The organism is Streptomyces sp. NPDC004629, from assembly GCF_042873595.1.
GTDB lineage: Bacteria > Actinomycetota > Actinomycetes > Streptomycetales > Streptomycetaceae > Streptomyces.
Genome location: NZ_JBIALO010000019.1, coordinates 120487 through 140027, shown reverse-complemented (window position 1 = coordinate 140027; position 19541 = coordinate 120487). Strand labels below are relative to the sequence as shown.

Here is a 19541-nt window from a genome sequence, read left to right as displayed (position 1 = left end):
CGCCTCTCCTGCCGCTCACATCCGCGCACTGAGGGCTCGCTTCACGATGGCCTGCAGTTCCGCACGAACCTGGCCGCTCGTCACGACCTCGTAGAGCAGCAACGCGAACCCCACCGCCGCGACGATCCCCATCGCGTACTCGGACGTCACCATCCCCGAGTCCCGGCGCCGCGTCACACACAGCCGGGTCCACGCCTTCTTGACCTTCACGTTCATCTCAACTCCCTTGTTCAGTGGCCTTGTCGGCCGTGTCTGCCCTGCCAGTCGTGCGGTTCCGCCACTCATGTCGCCTTGTCGGCGGGCCGGTTGGGCCGGCGGATCAGGCCGCCGCCATCGCCGCGCCGCCGTCTCACCTCGTCATCCGCCACCCCCTCGCACCACTCCCCCGGCCAGCCCGATCACCACGGGCAGGACGCCGACGGTGACGAAGGCGGGCAGGAAGCACAGCCCCACCGGCGCGGTGACCATGACGGCCGCCCGGCGGGCCCGCGCCGTCGCGGTGCGCGCCCACTGCGCGCGGGCGTCCGTGGCGAGCCGGGCTACGGGTCCCGCCGCGGGCAGCCCGGACTCGTCGGCCCGCTCCAGCAGCCGGGCCAGCGGCCGGGCGCCCGGCAGAGCCGCCAACCGCCGCCAGGCCTCGGCCGGTTCACCGCCCAGCCGCATCTCCGCCGCACCCCGCGCGAGCCCTTCCCCGACGGGTCCCGCGAGGGCCTCGCCGACGGCCTGAGCGGCGATCACCGGGCCGGCACCGGCCGCGATGCACGCCGCCAGGAGATCCGCGGCGAGCGGCAGTTGGCGAGCAGCCTCGGCGGCATCGGCCTTTTCCGCCCCACCCGCGGCCCTCTGCCGGCGCCGCCACCGCCACAGCGCCGCGGCCACGCCCAGCCCCACCACGGCCCCCGCGACCCCGCCGGCCAGCACCCAACCGGCGCACACCGCACCGGCCCACGGCAGCCACCGCCGTACGGCAGCGTGCACCTCGAAGGCCGACCGCCCGGCAGCCCCGCGCGAGGTGGGCACCCGCGCGGCCGACGCACGGGGCGTCAGCAGCCGTGCCAGCCGTCCGCGCATCAGGCGCTCTCGCCGCCCCACCGCCAGCTGCCGTACCAACCAGCCGAGCACCAGCGCCGCTCCGGCGGCCGCCCCCAGCCTGTGGACAACGTCCGCACTCATGCCGCCTCCGCTCCCCGTACGATCCGCGCCGCCCACCACAGCCCGGCGGCCTCGAAGAGTCCGCCGACCACCAGGCAGCCCAGTCCCGCTCCGGTGTGCAGGAGCACCCGCAGCGGGTCGGCGCCCATGGCCGTACCCAGCAGGAGCCCGAGGACGGGCAGGGCCGCGAGCATCACGGCCGTCGCCCGAGCGCCCGCCAACTGGGCCCGCAGATCGGCCCGTTGGTCCCGCTCGGCGCGCAGGGCCGCGTCGAGCCGGTCGAGGCCGGCCGCGAGCCCGGCGCCCTGGTCCACGGCCACCCGCCAGCACGCCGCGAGCCCCAGCAGCCCCTCGGCACCCGGCTGCCGGGCCACCGCAGCGAGCGCGCCCGGTACGTCCCCACCGAACCGGGCCGCCGCAAGGACCGCGGCCTGCGTGTCCCCGAGCCCGCCGCTGTCACGCGCGGCGCGCAGCAGCGCGTCCCCGGGCTGCCGTCCGGCGCGCACCTCCCCGGCGAGCGCCCCGCACAGGGCGATCACCACGTCCGTCCGCCGCTCCCGGGTCCGCCGGGCCGCCCTGGCCAGCCGCATCCGGCGCAGCACGGGCACGCCGGCCGCCCCCGCGACGGCCGGAATCACCGATGCGCCCAGCAGCGCGAGCAGCAGCCCGATACCGAGGGCCCACCATTCGCCCCGCAACCGGCCGCGCAGGCGCTGCAGTTCGCCCGCCGCCAGGCCCCACTGGGGCGGCCCCGTCCCCACGGCTCCGCCGCCTGCTAGCAGCAACCGCGCCCGCCGCGCGCCGCGGTGCCGCTCGCCGAACAGCCACACGGCCACCGCGACGCACACCCCCGCAGCTCCCGTCGACATCTCATGGGTCACTCTCATCGCCCCCACAGTCCTGTTCACTTCTGTTCACTTGCGTCACCGCGGAGCAGCCCGCTCAGCCGCTCCCATCCGCGCTCCCGCGCGAACGCCCCCGGGGCCCAGCGCAGCGCCGGGACCGTCCGGACCAGGCCCGCGGGGTCCCGCTCCAGGACGTGCACTTCGGCGATCCGACGGCGGCCGGTCGGGTCCCGGATCAGGTGCAGCACCACCGACAGCGCGGCCGCCAGCTGGCTGTGCAGGGCGGCCCGGTCGAGCCCGGCGGCGGTGCCCAGGGCCTCCAGGCGGGCCGGGACGTCCCCGGCGGCATTGGCGTGGACGGTGCCGCAGCCGCCCTCGTGCCCCGTGTTGAGGGCGGCCAGCAGGTGCACGACCTCGGGACCGCGCACTTCGCCCACGACCAGCCGGTCGGGGCGCATCCGCAGCGCCTGGCGCACCAGGTCCTCAAGGGTGACCAGGCCGGCGCCCTCCTGGTTGGCGGGTCTGGTCTCCAGCCGCACGACGTGCGGATGGTCCGGCCGCAGCTCCGCCGAGTCCTCGGCGAGCACGATCCGCTCCCCGGGTCCGACCAGCCCGAGCAGGGCACTGAGCAGGGTCGTCTTCCCGCTTCCCGTACCGCCGCTGATCAGGAAGGACAGCCGCGCCCGAAGCAGTGCCCGCAGGATCCGGTCCCCGCCGGGCGGCACCGTGCCCGCCGCCACCAGCTCGTCGAGGGTGAACGCCCGGGGCCGTACGACCCGCAGTGACAGGCAGGTGCAGCCGACGGCGACCGGGGGCAGCACCGCGTGCAGCCGGGTTCCGTCGGGCAGCCGGGCGTCGGCCCAGGGCCGCGCGTCATCGAGCCGGCGTCCCGCCACGGCGGCCAGCCGCTGCGCGAGGCGCCGTACAGCCGCCGCGTCCGGAAAGGTCACCGCGGTCAGCTCCAGGCCGCCGCCCCGGTCCACCCACACCCGGTCCGGGGCCGACACCAGGACGTCGGTGACCGACGGATCGGCGAGCAATGGTTCCAGGGGGCCGCTGCCGACCAGTTCGGAGCGCAACAGGGCAGCCGCGCCGAGGACTTCGGCGTCACCGAGCACCCGTCCCTGGTCGCGCAGCGCCTGCGCCACGCGCGCGGGTGTCGGCTCGGCGCCGCTCTCGGCCAGTCGACGCCGCACGCCGTCGAGCAGCCGCGCGCCGTCCGCCGGTTCGAGGCCGGGAATCGCCCTCATGCGGCACCCGCCTCGACCAGCGTGCGCTCCCAGAAGTCCTTGCAGAACCGGGCCAGGGGTCCCCGGCCGGCCGCGGCGGGCGGTTTCCCGCTGTGGTGCGGGCGCAGCAGCCCCGACTCGACGGGCACTTCGCCGACCAGGGGAAGGCCGAGCAGGCGGGCCACCTCACGGTCGTCCAATCCGGGCGCGTACGGCCCGCGTACCGCCAGCCTCAGGTCGCGCAGGACCATGCCGACGGCGGAGGCCACCCGTCCGGCCGCCGCGACGGCGCGCAGTTCGGCGGGGACGACGAGGAGCGCGAGGTCGAGCTGGGCGAGGATCTCGGCGACGCCGTCGTCCAGTCGCCTGGGCAGGTCGACGACGACCGTGCCGCCGCGCCGCCGGGCGGCGGCGAGCACCGCCCGCACGGCCTGCGGCGGGACGGCGACGCAGTCGCCGCGATCCCAGCTGAGCACCCTCAGGGAGTGCAGCTGGGGCAGGGACTCCTCCAGGGCGCCGCCGCCGACCCGGCCACGCGAGGCGGCGAAGGCCGGCCAGCGCAGTCCTTCGGCCGTCTCACCCCCGAGGAGTACGTCGAGTCCGCCGCCGAGCGGATCCGCGTCCACAAGCAGCGTGCGCAGTCCCTCGCGCGCGGAGGTGACGGCGAGCGCGCACGCGAGCGTGGAGGCTCCGGCGCCGCCCCGGCCGCCGATGACGCCGACGGTGAGCGCCGGGCGTCCGACTCCCTCGGCGACGTCGGCGATGCGGTCGACCAGCCACTGCTCGCCGTCGGGAAGCATCAGGACGTGGTCGGCGCCGATCTGGACGGCCCGCTTCCAGACCCCGGAGTCGTCCTGGTCCCGGCCGACCAGCACCACTCCGCGTCGGCGCGCGGCCCCACGCACGCGCCGCGCGGCATCGTCACCGACCAGGATGAGCGGCGCCGCCTCCCAGCTGCCCCTGCTCTCCGGCACCCCGTGGTGGACCTCGGGTGTCGCGCCTGCCGCCGCGCACAGGCGCAGCAGGTCGTCGAGGAGTTCGGCGTCCTCGGTGACGATGAGCGGCCTGCCCGGGCGTCCTCCGACGGCGGGCGGTGGATCGTGAGTGACGGTTCCGGCCATGTGTGGTCCCCCTTCGCTGCATCTGCGCACGGCCCGATGCGGCCACGCGATTCCCGAACGTGTGAAGAACCGGCGACCGGCCTTCATATGAACGGCCGATACGAACCGGCCAAACGCGCGCCGACAAACGGAACCGGCCACGAACTCGCGGCGGGCGGAGCGCGTTGGAATCACGGTGCAGCGATCCCGGAAATCATGTGGATCTTGGTCGAAAACTGTGGACAACTCGGTGGTTGTGAATATCGCCGTCACCCAAACCGGTGACCCGCGCACGAGGCGCCGTACGACTTCCGCAGCGCACCCTCGCCACTACGTTCCGTGACGGATCATGGGCAGAAGAAAAGGGCGGTCGACGCCGCCCTGCCGCGGCACCGAGGCCGCCTGGAGAAGGAGAAAACCCACCCGGACATGCGACGACCCCCGCCGGGGGGGAGAGCGGGGGTCGTCCCCACGGCCGACTCGGGGGGGGAGGAGTCGGACCGGGTTAGCACGGTCGCGAACGATCCGTGACTTCCATGGTGTACCCGAGAGCTCTCTCAGGCAAACCCACGCGCCCCACCTTACGCCGAATGGTGGGCGCCTATGCTCAGGCTCGTGGAAAACCACCCCTTGGCCCGCACCGCGGCCTTCTTTGACCTGGACAAGACGGTCATTGCGAAGTCGAGCACGCTCACCTTCAGCAAGTCGTTCTACCAAGGCGGGCTGATCAACCGCAGGGCCGCACTGCGTACCGCATACGCGCAGTTCGTCTTCCTGGTCGGCGGCATGGACCACGACCAGATGGAGCGCATGCGTGAGTATCTGTCCACCCTGTGCCGCGGCTGGAATGTCCAGCAGGTGAAGGAGATCGTGGCCGAGACCCTGCACGACCTGATCGACCCGATCATCTACGACGAGGCGGCCTCCCTCATCGAGGAACATCACACGGCCGGGCGCGACGTCGTGATCGTGTCCACGTCGGGTGCCGAGGTGGTCGAGCCGATCGGCGAACTGCTCGGCGCCGACCGGGTGGTGGCCACCCGCATGGTCGTCGGTGACGACGGCTGCTTCACCGGGGAAGTGGAGTACTACGCCTACGGACCCACCAAGGCGGAGGCGATCAAGGAGCTGGCCGAGTCCGAGGGGTATGACCTCGACCGCTGTTACGCCTACAGCGATTCGGCGACCGACCTGCCGATGCTCCGGGCCGTCGGGCATCCGCACGCCGTGAACCCGGACCGGGCGCTGCGCCGCGAGGCACTCGCGCGCGGGTGGCCGATTCTGGACTTCCACCGGCCGGTCCGGCTCAAGCAGCGGCTGCCCGCGTTCTCGGCACCGCCGCGTCCTGTTCTGGTGGCCGCGGCCGCGATAGGCGCGGCGGCGGCCACGGCGGGTCTGGTCTGGTACGCCTCCCGGCGCCGCAGCTCAGTCGCCTGACCCCCTCGCCGCCGCCCGATTGATAGGCGTTTGAACCTAAAAGTAAAGAACCATGGCCAGGGGTTCCGCTTGCTCCGGGCTTGCAGTACAAAGGACTCAACGGCCCGCGAGACCAAGGACATCCGAGAGGATCACCTTTTAAGACGCTTTCGGCCCCACGGACCGAGCATGAACACCGGGCACCCACGCGACGTCGACCCGTCGATTACGGGCCAGCTGCACCAGGTGACGGGCGAAGATCCCGGCCTGATGGGCAATACATCGAGGACGCTTGGTAACCCGGTGCGCATGCCAGCGGCGGTACGAGGATTCGTACCGCCGCAGCCCTGTTCTCAGGCCGCGCCGCGCTGCAGCGCCTCACACACCGCCGTCGACTCACGCACCCCCAGCTCGACCGCCTTGCCGCAGTGGGCGATCCAGGCGGCCATGCCCTCCGGAGTGCCCGAGACATAGCCGTCGAGGGCCGCCAGATAGGCCGCGCGGCCCAGTTCCGCATGCCCCGCCTCGGCCGGGCACACCGCCTTCGGGTCCAGGCCGCTGCCCACCAGGACGATCCGCCCGGCCGCGCGCGCGACGAGGCCGTTGTGGGAAGTGAAAGGGCGCAGCGCAAGCAGTTCGCCGTGCACGACGGCCGCCGTCACCAGGGCGGGAGCGGCGCTTCCCGCGACGATCAGCTCCGCAAGCCCCTCCAGCCGGCCGGACACCTCGTCCGCACCGGGCAGCGGCAGCTCGATCAGCGGCTCGTCGACGGGCTCGCCGTCCCGGCGCGGCCTGCCCGCCTCGTCCGCGCCGCTCGCGGCGGCCACCAGGTGCAGCCGGGCCAGCACACGCAGCGGCGACTGCCGCCAGACCGACAGCAGTTGGCCCGCCTCCGCGGTCAGCCTGAGAGCGGCGCCGAGCACGCGCGCGTCGTCGTCGGCGCCGAAGTCGGTGCGCCGCCGCACCTCCTCCAGAGCCCAGTCCGCACCGGACACCGCCGCGGAGCCCCGGGCGCCGCGCAGCGCCGCCTCGGAGGTGATCTCGTTGCTGCGCCGCCGCATGATCCGGTGCCCGTAGACCCGGTCCACCGCTTTGCGCACGGACTCCACGGACTCGGCCACACCGGGCAGTGAACCCAGGGCCGCGAGCGGATCGGCGGTCGCGCCTGTCGTACTCATGGGTACGACACTACGCACCCCACACACCCGCCCCACGAAGGAGTGGTCTTCTCCTCACACTCTGCGACACAACGCCATCGCGCGACTACTCTTCGTGAACATGAAAATTGCTTTCGTCGGGAAGGGCGGCAGCGGCAAGACCACGCTCTCCTCCCTCTTCGTCCGCCATCTCGCGGCCACGGGCGCGCCGGTCCTCGCCGTCGACGCCGACATCAACCAGCACCTCGGCGCGGCCCTCGGCATCGGCGAGGCGGAAGCGGCCGCGCTGCCCGCGATGGGCGAGCAGCTGCCGCTGATCAAGAACTACCTGCGCGGCACCAACCCGCGCATCGCCTCCGCCGAGACGATGATCAAGACGACCCCGCCGGGCGAGGGCTCGCAGCTGGTCCTGGTGCGGGAGCCGAATCCGATCTACGACGCCTGCGCGCGACCGGTGGAACTCGACGGCGGCGCCGTCCGTTTGATGGTCACCGGGCCCTTCACGGACGCCGACCTGGGGGTCGCCTGTTACCACTCCAAGACCGGAGCGGTGGAGCTGTTCCTCAACCACCTCGTCGACGGCCGCGACGAGTACGTCGTGGTCGACATGACCGCGGGCTCGGACTCCTTCGCCTCCGGGATGTTCACCCGCTTCGACATCACGTTCCTCATCGCCGAGCCGACCCGGAAGGGGATCTCCGTCTACCGCCAGTACAAGGAGTACGCCCGGGACTTCGGGGTGATCCTTCAGGTCGTGGGCAACAAGGTGCAGGGCGAGGACGACCTCGACTTCCTCCGCGCGGAGGTCGGGGACGACCTGCTCGTGGCTTTCGGGCACTCGGACTGGGTGCGCGCGATGGAGAAGGGCCGGCCGCCCCGATTCGAGTTCCTGGAGGACGCCAACCGCCGCGCCCTGCGCAAGCTCCGGGTCGCCGCCGACGCGACCTACGAGATGCGCGACTGGGAGCGCTACACGCGGCAGATGGTGCACTTCCACCTGAAGAACGCCGAGGCGTGGGGCAACGAGCGCACCGGGGCCGACCTGGCGGCGCAGGTCGACCCCGGGTTCGTGCTGGGCGAGGGCGTCGCCGCCCCCGCCTGACGGCCTTACTGCTTGACCGCCGGCGCCCCGGGCACCCCCTTCGGGGCCGGGGCCGGGCGGGCCGAGAGGAAGGACGCCCAGCCCTGCTTGGGCGCCTCGCCCACCTCCAGGGTGCGCAGCTTCTCCAAGATCTGCGGGTCCTGGGCGTCCAGCCAGTCGGCGAGCTGCCGGAAGGAGACGCAGCGCACCTCGGGCTTGTTGCACACCTGCTCGACGACCTCGTCGATGGCACGCATATAGGTGCCGCCGTTCCAGGACTCGAAGTGATTGCCGATGACCAGAGGGGCGCGGTTGCCGTCGTAGGCCCGGTAGAAGCCCTTGAGCAGACCGTCGCGCATCTGGTCGCCCCAGTAGTCGTACTTGTCAGGGTCACCCTGGGTCGAGGCGCCGGACTGGTTGACCATGAAGTTGTAGTCCATGGTCAACTGCTCGTAGGTGTGGCCGGGGAACGGCACGAGCTGCATCGACAGGTCCCACAGCCCTTCCTTCTTCTTGGGCCAGACCTGGTTGTTGACGCCGCTGGTGTCGTAGCGGAAGCCCATGTCCCGGGCCGCCTTCATGAAGTTCTTCTGGCCTTCCAGACACGGGGTACGGGCGCCGATCAGCTCCTTGTCGTAGTCGAAGGGCAACGGCGCGGACTTCGTCAGTCCGCTGTTGGTCTTCCAGTTCTTCACGAACTGCTTGGCCTGGGCGATCTCGCTCTTCCAGTCCTCCACGGACCATTCGCCGACCCCGCCGCCGGTGCCGCAGAAGTGCCCGTTGAAGTGAGTGCCGATCTCGTTGCCCTCCAGCCAGGCCAGACGCACTTGCTGAACGGTGTCGGCGATGCCCTTCTCGTCGTTGAAGCCGATGTCCGAGCGGCCCGGTGAGTGCTGCGGGGGACGGTAGAGGTCGCGCTTCTCCTCCGGCAGCATGTACACGCCACTGAGGAAGAAGGTCATGGTGGCGTTGTTGTCCTTGGCGACCTTGCGGAAGTGGGAGAACAGCTTCTGACTGTCCTCGCCGGCACCGTCCCAGGAGAACACCACGAACTGCGGTGGCTTCTCGCCGGACTTGAGCCGCTCGGGCTTGGGCAGGTGGGGCTGCGCCCCGGTGTAAGCGGTGGATCCGTCGCCGATCAGACGAAGCATGCTGTTGGGCGCCGGCGCTCCCTTCGCCGGGCCGGGTGCCCCCTCCTTCGAGCCGCTGGAGCCGGTCGCGCAACCGACGAGCGACGCGGCACACGCCGCGGCGACCATGGCACCCACGGCGATCCTCTGGTTGGCGGCCATGTTCCGCCCACCTTCTTCCTTCTCTCAGGCAAACGCTGATCAGGCGTTTTGCGGCGATGCGCCGGGTTGTGCCGACAGCGCCGCCAAGGTCGCACGGGACCGAGAAGGACTTAATACGACAAGCCGATAAACGGCCCACTTCACCTCAATAGGTGAATATCTGCACCATTTGCGTAGAAAAGATATGCATGACCTTTACTCGCAATTACGATTCGTTTACTGAGCGTTGATTCATCCCGCCGCTGCACGCCGTGACCCACGGCCGCGACCGCCCCGTCATGGACGGGACCCCCATTCCGCGACCGCGCTGCCCCGGAGGAGACGGGAACATGTCAGCCTGCGTCCACACCCGACCCAAGCACCCGCATCAACCGCACAGCCCGCCCCCTGCCCCGCACCGCCGGTTCCGCATCGCGGGCGCCGACCTGTCCGCGTCGATCGCGGTCTTCCTGATCGCTCTCCCTCTGTCCCTCGGCATCGCCCTCGCCACCGGCGCCCCGCTCCAGGCCGGCCTGGTCGCCGCCGCCGTCGGCGGGCTCGTCGCCGGATGGCTCGGCGGCAGCCCGCTGCAGGTCAGCGGCCCCGCCGCCGGGCTCACGGTCGTCACCGCCGATCTGATCCACCGCTATGGCTGGCGCACGACGTGCGCCATCACCGTCCTCGCCGGACTCTCTCAACTGGGCCTGGGGTGCCTGCGCGTGGCCCGCAGCGCCCTCGCCGTCAGCCCCGCCGTGGTGCACGGCATGCTCGCCGGCATCGGCGTCACCATCGCCATCGCCCAGCTGCATGTCGTGCTGGGCGGCACCCCGCAGAGTGAAGTCATCGACAACATCCTCGGTCTGCCCGCCCAATTGGCCGACCTGCACCCCGCGGCGGTGTCGATGAGCGCGCTGACCCTGGTCTTGCTCCTGGCCTGGCCGCGGCTGCCCGGCCGGCCGGGCCGACTACTGCGCAAGGTCCCGGCCGCCCTGGTGGCCGTCACCGGGGCCACGGTCACCGCCTCGCTCGCCGGGCTGGTCCTGCCCAAGGTCGACCTGCCGTCCTGGGGCAGCCATGCCCTCGCCGGGCTGCCGGAAGGACCGGTGCTGGGTCTGGCCGCCGCCGTCCTCACCACCACACTGGTGTGCAGCGTGCAGTCGTTGCTGGGTGCGGTTGCCGTGGACAAGATGATCGCCGCCCGCCCCGGCCCAGAACCCCGCGCCGGCCGCTCCGACCTGGACCGGGAACTGCTCGGACAAGGCGCGGCCAACATCGCCTCGGGGGCGCTCGGCGGGCTGCCGGTCGCGGGCGTGGCGGTGCGGAGTTCGGCGAATGTGCAATCCGGTGCCGTGAGCCGGAACTCCACGATGCTGCACGGCGTTTTCGTAGTAGTCGCCGCGCTGCTGATGGTTCCGGTCCTGGACCTCATCCCGCTCGCCTCGCTCGCCGCCCTGGTGATGGCCGTCGGCATCCAGATGGTGTCTCTGCACCACATCCGCACGGTGACCCGCCACAGAGAAGTGCTGGTATACGCCGTCACCACACTCGGCGTGGTGTTCCTGGGCGTCCTGGAGGGCGTGGCGCTCGGGGTCGCCGTGGCCGTCGCCGTAGCCATGCACCGCCTCACCCGAACCCGTATCACGCACGAAGAGAAGGGAGGAGTCCATCACGTACATGTATGCGGACAGTTGACGTTCCTGGCGGTCCCCCGGCTCAGCCGGGCCCTGCACCTCGTACCCCAAGGCGCCTACGCCGTGGTGGAGTTGGACGGTTCGTTCATGGACCACGCGGCGTACGAGTCACTGCAGGACTGGCGGACCTCACACACCGCGCTGGGCGGCACCACCGAGCTGACCGGTTGCCGCACGGGGATCCGGACCAGCGAGCGGCCGACCTCCGCCGAGTGCCACTGCCGCCCTTGGACACCATGGCGCAACCACCAGTGCGCCATGCCGTCCGGCGGTCAGGGCGGCCGGGACGGCTCATCGGGCGACTACGCGACCGGACACCGGGCGCCTGACGAGGCCGGGCTGCCGGGCGGCGAGACCGGCGTGCGAGGCGGCGTAGGCGGTGGAGGAGGCGACGGCGCGGGTTCCGGCACCGGCCCATTCCCCGCCACCTCCGACCCTGGCACGCGCCCGGTCACCTCGGGCCATGGCTCGGGCTCGACTCCCGGCTCCGGCACGGACTCAGCCTCGGGCACGGGCTCAGCCTCGGGCACGGGCTCAGCCTCGGGCGCGGGCGCTGGCTCGGAACCGGGTTCCGGCTCGGGCCAAGGCTCGCGCTCCGGCACAGGCCCAGGCGCCCGTGTCGGCGTCGGCTCCACAGGCAGTCTCAACACTCGCACGGGTACCGGAGCCCTCACCGGAACCGGTGCGAGCGCAGCCCACAGCTTCGGTGGGCATGAACTAGCCCGTGGGATCAGCGCGTTCCAGCGCAACACCGCACCCCTCGTGCGGGATGAGCTGGCACGGCTGGCGCGGGAGGGGCAGCGGCCGTCCCAGCTCTTCCTCACCTGCGCCGACTCCCGGCTCGTCACGTCGATGATCACTTCCAGTGGTCCCGGCGACCTCTTCGTCGTCCGCAATGTCGGCAACCTGGTGCCGCCGCCGGGCGAGGAGTGGGGTGACGACTCGGTGGGGGCCGCGATCGAGTACGCGGTGGACGTACTCAAGGTGCGGTCCATCACGGTGTGCGGGCACTCCGGGTGCGGGGCCATGCAGGCCCTCCTCAACTCCGCCCCCGGGGACGGGCAGACACCGCTCGGCCGGTGGCTGCGGCACGGGCAGCCGAGCCTGAAACGGATGGCCGACGACAGCCGCCCCTGGGCACGGCTGGCCGGGCGGCCGGCCGCGGACGCGGTCGAGCAGCTCTGCCTGACCAATGTGGTCCAGCAGTTGGAGCACCTGCACGCCCATGACTCGGTGGCGCGGGCGCGGGCGGAAGGCGGGCTGGAGCTGCACGGGATGTACTTCCACGTGGGCGAGGCTCAGGCGTATCTGCTCGGTGGGACGGTCGGGGACGAGGTGTTCCAGCACGTGCCGGGGGCGGAGGAGCTGCCCAGCCTCGCGTGAGCGGGCGGGGCGGGCCGAAGCGGGGTGGGGAGGCCGGTGTGCGGCCGCGCGCGTAGCGGCCGCACACCGGGACCCCGACGCCACTCGCCCCAGGAGCCAGGGGCAGCCTGATTGGCCCGCCCCGCCGTGCGTCACGAGGGACACCGCGAGCAGCAGCGCCCCGCGGGACAGGCTGCCCGACGGTTTCTTCTTGCCCGTCGGTACCGGGAGGAGCTGAGGGCCTTCGGGACGCAGGCCCGCCGTGGCTCGGCGACACGCCGGGCCGTGGCGGGGGGCGGTGGTGGGTCCGCTTGGCGCTGGTGGCACTCTTCGCAGTGCGGGTCCGTGCCGCCGTGGCCGAAACGCCCGTGTTCCTCCACGGAGGGCGCTAGGTGCCGGTGGGTGTGAACTCCGGGCGGTCGGCGTCCGTGGGTAGAAGTAGCCGAGCCCCCGCACAGAGGTCTAAACCAATTGGAGGTCGACCCTTGTCATCGGCCCCCTGGGTCTGATGAGCTGTGGCCTGGGACACAACGGACACCCTTCGAAAGGGAGATGTCGTGAGCAACGAGAGCCTGGCCAACCTCTTGAAGGAGGAGCGACGCTTCGCGCCGCCCGCTGACCTGGCCGCGCATGCCAACGTCACGGCAGAGGCGTACGAACAGGCCAAGGCTGACAGGCTCGGCTTCTGGGCCGAGCAGGCCCGCCGACTTACCTGGGCCGAGGAGCCGACGGAGACGCTGGACTGGTCGAACCCGCCGTTCGCGAAGTGGTTCAAGGACGGTCGGCTCAACGTCGCGTACAACTGCGTGGACCGGCATGTCGAGGCCGGGCATGGCGACCGGGTCGCCATTCACTTCGAGGGCGAGCCCGGCGACAGCCGCGCGATCACCTACGCCGAGCTGAAGGACGAGGTCTCCAGGGCCGCGAACGCTCTGCTGGAGTTGGGGGTCCGCGCCGGTGACCGGGTCGCGATCTACATGCCGATGATCCCGGAGACGGCGATCGCGATGCTGGCCGCGGCCCGTATCGGCGCCGCGCACTCGGTCGTCTTCGGCGGGTTCTCGGCGGACGCGCTCGCCACGCGCATCCAGGACGCCGACGCCAAGGTGGTCGTCACCTCCGACGGCGGCTGGCGGCGCGGCAAGCCGTCCGCGCTCAAGCCGGCCGTGGACGAAGCGATCGCGCGCGTGGACAACGTGGAGCACGTGCTGGTCGTGCGCCGCACCGGCCAGGAGGTCGCCTGGCACGACGAGCGGGACGTGTGGTGGCACGAGATCGTCGAGCGGCAGTCCGCCGAGCACACGCCGGAGCCGTTCGAGGCGGAGCACCCGCTGTTCATCCTCTACACGTCCGGCACGACGGGTAAGCCGAAGGGCATCCTGCACACCTCCGGCGGCTACCTCACCCAGGTGGCCTACACCCACCACGCCGTCTTCGACCTCAAGCCGGAGACGGACGTGTACTGGTGCACGGCGGACGTCGGCTGGGTCACCGGGCACTCCTACATCGTCTACGGGCCGCTGGCCAACGGCGCGACCCAGGTCATGTATGAGGGCACGCCGGACACCCCGCACCAGGGCCGCTTCTGGGAGATCGTGCAGAAGTACGGGGTGACGATCCTGTACACGGCGCCCACCGCCATCCGCACGTTCATGAAGTGGGGCGACGACATCCCCGCGAAGTTCGATCTCGGCAGCCTGCGTGTGCTGGGGTCGGTCGGTGAGCCGATCAACCCCGAGGCCTGGATCTGGTACCGCAAGCACATCGGCGCGGACCGCACCCCCGTCGTGGACACCTGGTGGCAGACCGAGACCGGCGCGATGATGATCTCGCCGCTGCCCGGTGTGACCGAGGCCAAGCCGGGCTCCGCGCAGCGGCCGCTGCCCGGCATCTCCGCCACGGTCGTCGACGACGAGGCGAACGAGGTGCCCAACGGCGGCGGTGGCTATCTCGTCCTCACCGAGCCGTGGCCGTCGATGCTGCGCACCATCTGGGGCGACGACCAGCGGTTCCTCGACACCTACTGGTCGCGGTTCGAGGGCAAGTACTTCGCGGGCGACGGGGCGAAGAAGGACGAGGACGGGGACATCTGGCTCCTCGGCCGCGTCGACGACGTGATGCTGGTGTCCGGCCACAACATCTCGACGACCGAGGTCGAGTCCGCGCTGGTCTCGCACCCGTCGGTCGCCGAGGCGGCCGTCGTCGGCGCGGCAGACGAGACGACGGGGCAGGCGATCGTCGCCTTCGTGATCCTGCGGGGTACGGCGTCCGAGGACGACGGCCTGGTCGGCGAGCTGCGCAACCACGTCGGTGCCACGCTCGGCCCCATCGCCAAGCCGAAGCGGATTCTGCCGGTGGCGGAGCTGCCGAAGACCCGCTCCGGCAAGATCATGCGCCGTCTGCTGCGCGACATCGCGGAGAACCGCCAGCTCGGTGACGTCACCACGCTGACGGACTCGACGGTCATGGATCTCATCCAGGCGAAGCTGCCGGCGGCGCCGAGCGAGGACTGAGCAGGACCACCGGAGGGGACGCCTTGACAGCGGGGCGTCCCCTCCGCGCACAACTGTGCGTTTAGCGTGCCGAAGGTTCCCCGTGGCGCGTTGGGTAAAATAGGAAAAGCGTCGAAGAACAACAAGATCCACAAGGTGTGCCGGGAAGTCTGGTCGGCATGTGCTCTGCCATGCCCACCGACCGGAGGTCTTCGCTGTGACCGCGCCCCGCACCACCACCGCTCGCAAGGTTCTCGGCAGGCTCTCGCTGCCCGAGCGGAGGTTCGTCGCGGACGCGCTGCGCACCGAGACGGTCGGTGGCGTGCTGTTGCTCGTCGCCGCCGTCGCCGCGCTGATCTGGGCGAACGTACCCGCGTTCGGGCACAGCTACGAGAGCGTCGGCCACGTCCACCTGGGCCCCGCCGCCCTCGGCCTGAACCTCTCCATCGAGCACTGGGCAGCCGACGGACTGCTGGCCGTCTTCTTCTTCGTCGCCGGGATCGAGCTGAAGCGCGAGCTGGTCGCCGGCGATCTGCGTGATCCGAAGGCCGCCGTCCTCCCGGTCGTGGCGGCCCTGTGCGGGATGGCCGTACCGGCCCTCGTCTACACCCTGACCAATCTCGTCGGCGGCGGCTCCACCGACGGCTGGGCCGTGCCGACCGCCACCGACATCGCCTTCGCGCTGGCCGTGCTCGCGGTCATCGGCACCTCCCTGCCGAGCGCCCTGCGCGCCTTCCTGCTGACGCTCGCCGTCGTGGACGACCTGTTCGCGATCCTGATCATCGCCGTCTTCTTCACGAACCGGCTCGACTTCGCCGCGCTCGGCGGCGCCGTGGCCGGTCTCGTCGTCTTCTGGATGCTGCTGCGCAAGGGCGTGCGCGGCTGGTACGTGTACGTGCCGCTCGCGGTCGTCATCTGGGCGCTGATGTACAACAGCGGCATCCACGCCACCATCGCCGGCGTGGCGATGGGCCTGATGATCCGCTGCACCACCCACAAGGGTGAAGACCGCTCGCCCGGCGAGCGGATCGAGCACCTGGTGCGCCCGCTGTCGGCAGGGCTCGCCGTGCCGCTGTTCGCGCTGTTCAGCGCCGGCGTGTCCATCTCCGCGCGGGCGCTCGGGGATGTGTTCACACAGCCGGAGACCCTCGGCGTCGTGCTCGGCCTGTTCATCGGCAAGACGGTCGGCATCTTCGGCGGCACCTGGCTCACGGCCCGCTTCACCCGGGCCTCGCTCAGCGACGACCTCGCCTGGGCCGACGTGTTCGCGCTCGCGACCCTCGCCGGCATCGGCTTCACCGTGTCGCTGCTGATCGGCGAACTCGCCTTCGTCGGCGATGCGGTGCTGACCGACGAGGTCAAGGCGGCCGTACTGACCGGCTCGCTCCTCGCGGCCCTGTGCGCGACGGTCCTGCTGAAGGTACGCAACGCCAAGTACCGCCGCCTGTGCGAGGAGGAGGAACGGGACGACGACAGCGACGGCATCCCGGACGTCTACGAGGAGGACGATCCGGCCTACCACCTGCGCATGGCGGACATCTACGAGCGCAAGGCCGCCGCACACCGTCGACTGGCCCAGGCGAAGGCCGACGCACGCGATGGGCTTGCCGAAGTGCCGGGCGGGGCAGGCGAGGAGAACGACCGTCCGGCATGATCTGACGAGACGGTACAAATTACGGGACCGTACGCAGTCAGGCAGAAGACGGAACCGTACGCGCGGCGTACGCAGAAGAGGGAGACCGCGATGAGCGCACCCGACGGCAGCCCGGTCGGCGCCGAACGGAGCATCGGCCAGCTGGTCGCCTCGGCGACCAGCGAGATGTCGGCACTGGTGCACGACGAGATCGCGCTGGCCAAGGCCCAGCTGAGGCAGGACGTCAAGCGGGGCGCGGTGAGCGGCGGCGCCTTCACGGTGGCCGGCCTGATCCTGCTGTTCTCCCTGCCGATGCTCAACTTCGCCCTCGCCTACGGCATTCGGACCTGGAGTGGCTGGAACCTCGCCGTCTGCTTCCTGCTGTCCTTCGCGGCGAACGTCCTGGTCACCGCGGTCCTCGGACTGATGGGCCTGTACTTCGCGCAGAAGGCCAAGAAGGGCAAGGGACCGCAGAAGGTGGCCGCGTCGGTGAAGGAGTCGGCGGGCGTCCTGCAGAACGCCAAGCCGCACCCGCGTCCGGAGCTGCCGCAGGATCGTGTGCCCGAAGCCATCGAGGCTGTGGCACGCTCGTCGTCATGACGGATCCCGCCGCTCCCTCGGCCGTACGGATCGAAGGTCCCTGGACACACCGGGACGTCGCCGCCAACGGCGCCCGCTTCCACATGGCGGAGCTGGGCGACGGCCCGCTGGTGCTGCTGCTGCACGGCTTCCCGCAGTTCTGGTGGACCTGGCGGCGGCAACTGGTCGCGCTCGCCGACGCGGGCTTCCGGGCCGTGGCCATGGATCTGCGGGGTGTGGGCGGCAGCGACCGCACCCCGCGCGGATACGATCCCGCCAACCTCGCCCTCGACGTCACCGGGGTGATCCGCTCCCTGGGCGAGCCGGACGCCGCGCTGGTCGGCCATGATCTCGGCGGCTATCTGGCGTGGACGGCCGCCGCGATGCGCCCCAAGCTCGTCCGGCGCCTCGCGGTCGTCTCGATGCCGCACCCGCGACGCTGGCGCGCCGCGATGCTGCGGGACGCCAGGCAGACGGTCGCCGGCTCCTACATCTGGGGCTTCCAGCGGCCGTGGGTGCCCGAGCGGCAGCTCACCGCCGACGACGGTGCGCTCGTGGGCCGGCTCGTCCACGACTGGTCCGGGCCCAAGCTGCCGGACGAGCACACGGTGGAGACGTATCAGCGCGCGATGTGCATCCCCTCGACCGCGCACTGCGCGATCGAGCCGTACCGCTGGATGGTGCGGTCGCTGGTCCGCCCGGACGGCATCCAGTTCAACCGCCGCATGAAGCGGCCGGTGCGCGTGCCCACGCTGCATCTGCACGGCTCCCTGGATCCCGTGATGCGCACGCGCAGCGCGGCCGGCTCGGGCGAGTACGTCGAAGCGCCCTACCGCTGGCGGCTGTTCGACGGGCTGGGGCACTTCCCCCACGAGGAGGACCCGGACGCCTTCTCCTCCGAACTCGTCAACTGGCTGAAAGACCCCGAACCCGATCGGTGACCGCGCCGATGCGCCCGGTATCCGGACGGGAACATCTGTCGTACGAACGGCCACATGCCCGGCGCATAGGCCAATTGAGGGGCCTCGGCGCGGTTATCGACCTTGGGGCAGGGGCAGAGGTCCCGGTATGGGCTGGACGCACGACTACAGTGACGCACCCCGCAACCGCCGCTCCGCCAGTGGCCTGAATTCCCATCGGCCGGGCACGCCACAGGCGCCGGACACGGACCTGCGCGTGGGAATCCCGCGCATCCTGCGCCGCCGGGCCCGCTGGGTCTCGGTACGCCTGCGCCACGCCCGCGACTGAGCACCCCGCCGGGCCGCCCTACAGGGCGCAGCTGTCGGTCCCCACCTGCTCGTTCGCCGTACGTCCTCGGACGATGTCCTGCTGGATCTCGTCGGCCGTGAGCGCGTACCCGGTCTCGGCGTCGTCGAGGGACTTCGCGAACACCACGCCGTACACCTTGCCGTCGGGCGTGAGCAGCGGGCCACCGGAGTTGCCCTGGCGGACGGTCGCGTACAGGGAGTAGACGTCGCGGCGGACGGTGCCGCGGTGGTAGATGTCCGGGCCGTTGGCCGTGATGCGGCCGCGCACGCGCGCGGCACGGACGTCGTACGCCCCGTTCTCCGGGAACCCCGCGACGATCGCGCTGTCGCCGCTCGCCGCGTCCTGGGACGTGAACCGCAGGGCGGGCGCCCTGAGGTCCGGTACGTCGAGTACGGCGATGTCGCGCCGCCAGTCGTAGAGGACGACCTTCGCGTCATACCTGCGGCCGACCCCGCCTATCTGCACGGTGGGCTCGTCCACGCCGCCGACCACATGCGCGTTGGTCATGATGCGGCGGTCGGCGAAGACGAAGCCGGTGCCCTCCAGGACCTTGCCGCACTTCTGGGCGGTGCCCATGACCTTCACGATGGAGTTCTGGGCGCGGGTGGCCACGGCGCTGCCCGCCAGCGCCGGGTCGGGCGGCTGGACGTCGGTGATCGGCTCGTTCGAGAACGGGCTGAAGACCTGCGGGAAGCCGTTCTGCGCGAGGACCGAGGAGAAGTCCGCGAACCAGGTGTCGGCCTGCGCGGGCAGCGCCCGGGAGACCCCGAGCAGCACCTTGGAGCCGCGGACCTCCTTGCCCAGGGTCGGCAGTGTCGTACCGGCGAGGGCCGAACCGATCAGCCAGGCGACCAGCAGCATCGCCACGACGTTGACGAGCACGCCGCCCGTCGCGTCCAGGGCGCGGGCCGGTGACCACGTGATGTGCCGGCGCAGCTTGTTGCCGAGGTGGGTGGTCAGTGCCTGCCCGACGGAGGCGCAGACGATGACGACGACCACCGCGACGACGGCGGCGGTTGTGTTGACCTCCGCGTTGTCGGTGAGGGCGTCCCAGATCACCGGCAGCGCATAGACCGCGACGAGCCCGCCGCCGAGGAAGCCGATCACCGACAGGATGCCGACGACGAAGCCCTGGCGGTAGCCCACGATCGCGAACCACACGGCAGCGATCAGCAGCAGGATGTCCAGCACATTCACTTGTTCAGGCCTCGCCTCGTCACGCTCCGGTCCGACCGGCCCGGCCGGAGTGCCGAGGGGAGCCCCC

At 71.4% G+C, this 19541-nt stretch carries 16 protein-coding genes; 8 read left to right on the top strand and 8 right to left on the bottom strand.

Annotated elements, in window-relative coordinates:
- Window positions 1–15 precede the first annotated feature (15 nt).
- The 5 genes from ACFYTE_RS27280 to ssd form a co-directional block, all read right to left on the bottom strand.
- Window positions 16–216, bottom strand: coding sequence for a DUF4244 domain-containing protein (locus ACFYTE_RS27280; RefSeq protein ID WP_388715611.1), 201 nt, complete (start codon window positions 214–216; stop codon window positions 16–18).
- A gap of 141 nt (window positions 217–357) precedes the next feature.
- Window positions 358–1173, bottom strand: a complete 816-nt coding sequence (locus ACFYTE_RS27275) for a type II secretion system F family protein (RefSeq protein WP_388715608.1) — start codon at window positions 1171–1173, stop codon at window positions 358–360.
- Window positions 1170–2039: a type II secretion system F family protein gene (locus tag ACFYTE_RS27270; protein ID WP_388715605.1), complete on the bottom strand. Its 870-nt coding sequence runs from the start codon at window positions 2037–2039 to the stop codon at window positions 1170–1172. Before ACFYTE_RS27270 ends, ACFYTE_RS27275 begins: the two co-directional genes overlap by 4 nt.
- A 17-nt stretch (window positions 2040–2056) precedes the next feature.
- Window positions 2057–3247 carry a TadA family conjugal transfer-associated ATPase gene (locus ACFYTE_RS27265; protein WP_388715602.1) on the bottom strand — a complete coding sequence of 397 codons (1191 nt, stop codon included), beginning with the start codon at window positions 3245–3247 and terminating at the stop codon, window positions 2057–2059.
- Window positions 3244–4347 carry a septum site-determining protein Ssd gene (gene ssd / locus ACFYTE_RS27260; protein WP_388715599.1) on the bottom strand — a complete coding sequence of 368 codons (1104 nt, stop codon included), beginning with the start codon at window positions 4345–4347 and terminating at the stop codon, window positions 3244–3246. The genes ACFYTE_RS27265 and ssd overlap by 4 nt, the downstream gene beginning before the upstream one ends.
- A gap of 582 nt (window positions 4348–4929) precedes the next feature.
- Between ssd and ACFYTE_RS27255 the strand changes: the two genes are divergently transcribed.
- Window positions 4930–5763 (top strand): HAD family hydrolase, encoded by an 834-nt coding sequence (locus ACFYTE_RS27255; protein WP_388715596.1) that lies wholly within the window; start codon window positions 4930–4932, stop codon window positions 5761–5763.
- A 332-nt stretch (window positions 5764–6095) separates the two neighbouring features.
- Here ACFYTE_RS27255 and ACFYTE_RS27250 read toward each other — a convergent pair whose 3' ends face one another.
- Window positions 6096–6920: an oxidoreductase gene (locus tag ACFYTE_RS27250; protein WP_388715593.1), complete on the bottom strand. Its 825-nt coding sequence runs from the start codon at window positions 6918–6920 to the stop codon at window positions 6096–6098.
- 100 nt (window positions 6921–7020) lie between these two features.
- Here ACFYTE_RS27250 and ACFYTE_RS27245 point away from each other — a divergent pair, with 100 nt between their 5' ends.
- Entirely contained in the window at window positions 7021–8001 is a 981-nt protein-coding gene (locus ACFYTE_RS27245; protein ID WP_388715590.1) for an ATP-binding protein, read from the top strand.
- A 5-nt stretch (window positions 8002–8006) separates the two neighbouring features.
- On the opposite strand, the gene ACFYTE_RS27240 is transcribed toward ACFYTE_RS27245, so the two are convergent.
- On the bottom strand, window positions 8007–9272 hold the full coding sequence (locus ACFYTE_RS27240) for a hypothetical protein (RefSeq protein WP_388715587.1): 1266 nt from the start codon (window positions 9270–9272) through the stop codon (window positions 8007–8009).
- Window positions 9273–9601: 329 nt separating this feature from the next.
- On the opposite strand from ACFYTE_RS27240, the gene ACFYTE_RS27235 reads away from it, so the two are divergent.
- The 6 genes from ACFYTE_RS27235 (at window position 9602) to ACFYTE_RS27210 (ending at window position 18256) form a co-directional block, all read left to right on the top strand.
- Complete coding sequence (locus ACFYTE_RS27235) at window positions 9602–12325, top strand: bifunctional SulP family inorganic anion transporter/carbonic anhydrase (RefSeq protein WP_388715584.1); 2724 nt, start codon at window positions 9602–9604, stop codon at window positions 12323–12325.
- Between the two features lie 536 nt (window positions 12326–12861).
- Window positions 12862–14817, top strand: a complete 1956-nt coding sequence (gene acs / locus ACFYTE_RS27230) for an acetate--CoA ligase (protein ID WP_388715581.1) — start codon at window positions 12862–12864, stop codon at window positions 14815–14817.
- 196 nt (window positions 14818–15013) lie between these two features.
- Window positions 15014–16450 carry a Na+/H+ antiporter NhaA gene (gene nhaA / locus ACFYTE_RS27225; protein WP_388715578.1) on the top strand — a complete coding sequence of 479 codons (1437 nt, stop codon included), beginning with the start codon at window positions 15014–15016 and terminating at the stop codon, window positions 16448–16450.
- A gap of 90 nt (window positions 16451–16540) precedes the next feature.
- Window positions 16541–17029: a phage holin family protein gene (locus ACFYTE_RS27220; RefSeq protein WP_388715575.1), complete on the top strand. Its 489-nt coding sequence runs from the start codon at window positions 16541–16543 to the stop codon at window positions 17027–17029.
- Complete coding sequence (locus ACFYTE_RS27215; protein WP_388715572.1) at window positions 17026–17949, top strand: alpha/beta fold hydrolase; 924 nt, start codon at window positions 17026–17028, stop codon at window positions 17947–17949. The genes ACFYTE_RS27220 and ACFYTE_RS27215 overlap by 4 nt, the downstream gene beginning before the upstream one ends.
- Before the next feature lie 127 nt (window positions 17950–18076).
- Window positions 18077–18256, top strand: coding sequence for a hypothetical protein (locus tag ACFYTE_RS27210; RefSeq protein WP_388715569.1), 180 nt, complete (start codon window positions 18077–18079; stop codon window positions 18254–18256).
- Between the two features lie 18 nt (window positions 18257–18274).
- Here the strand turns inward: ACFYTE_RS27210 and ACFYTE_RS27205 are convergent, their stop codons facing one another.
- The gene (locus ACFYTE_RS27205; RefSeq protein ID WP_388715566.1) at window positions 18275–19474 is read right to left on the bottom strand and encodes a MarP family serine protease; all 1200 of its coding nucleotides are present in this window, start codon (window positions 19472–19474) and stop codon (window positions 18275–18277) included.
- Between the last annotated feature and the right edge of the window lie 67 nt (window positions 19475–19541).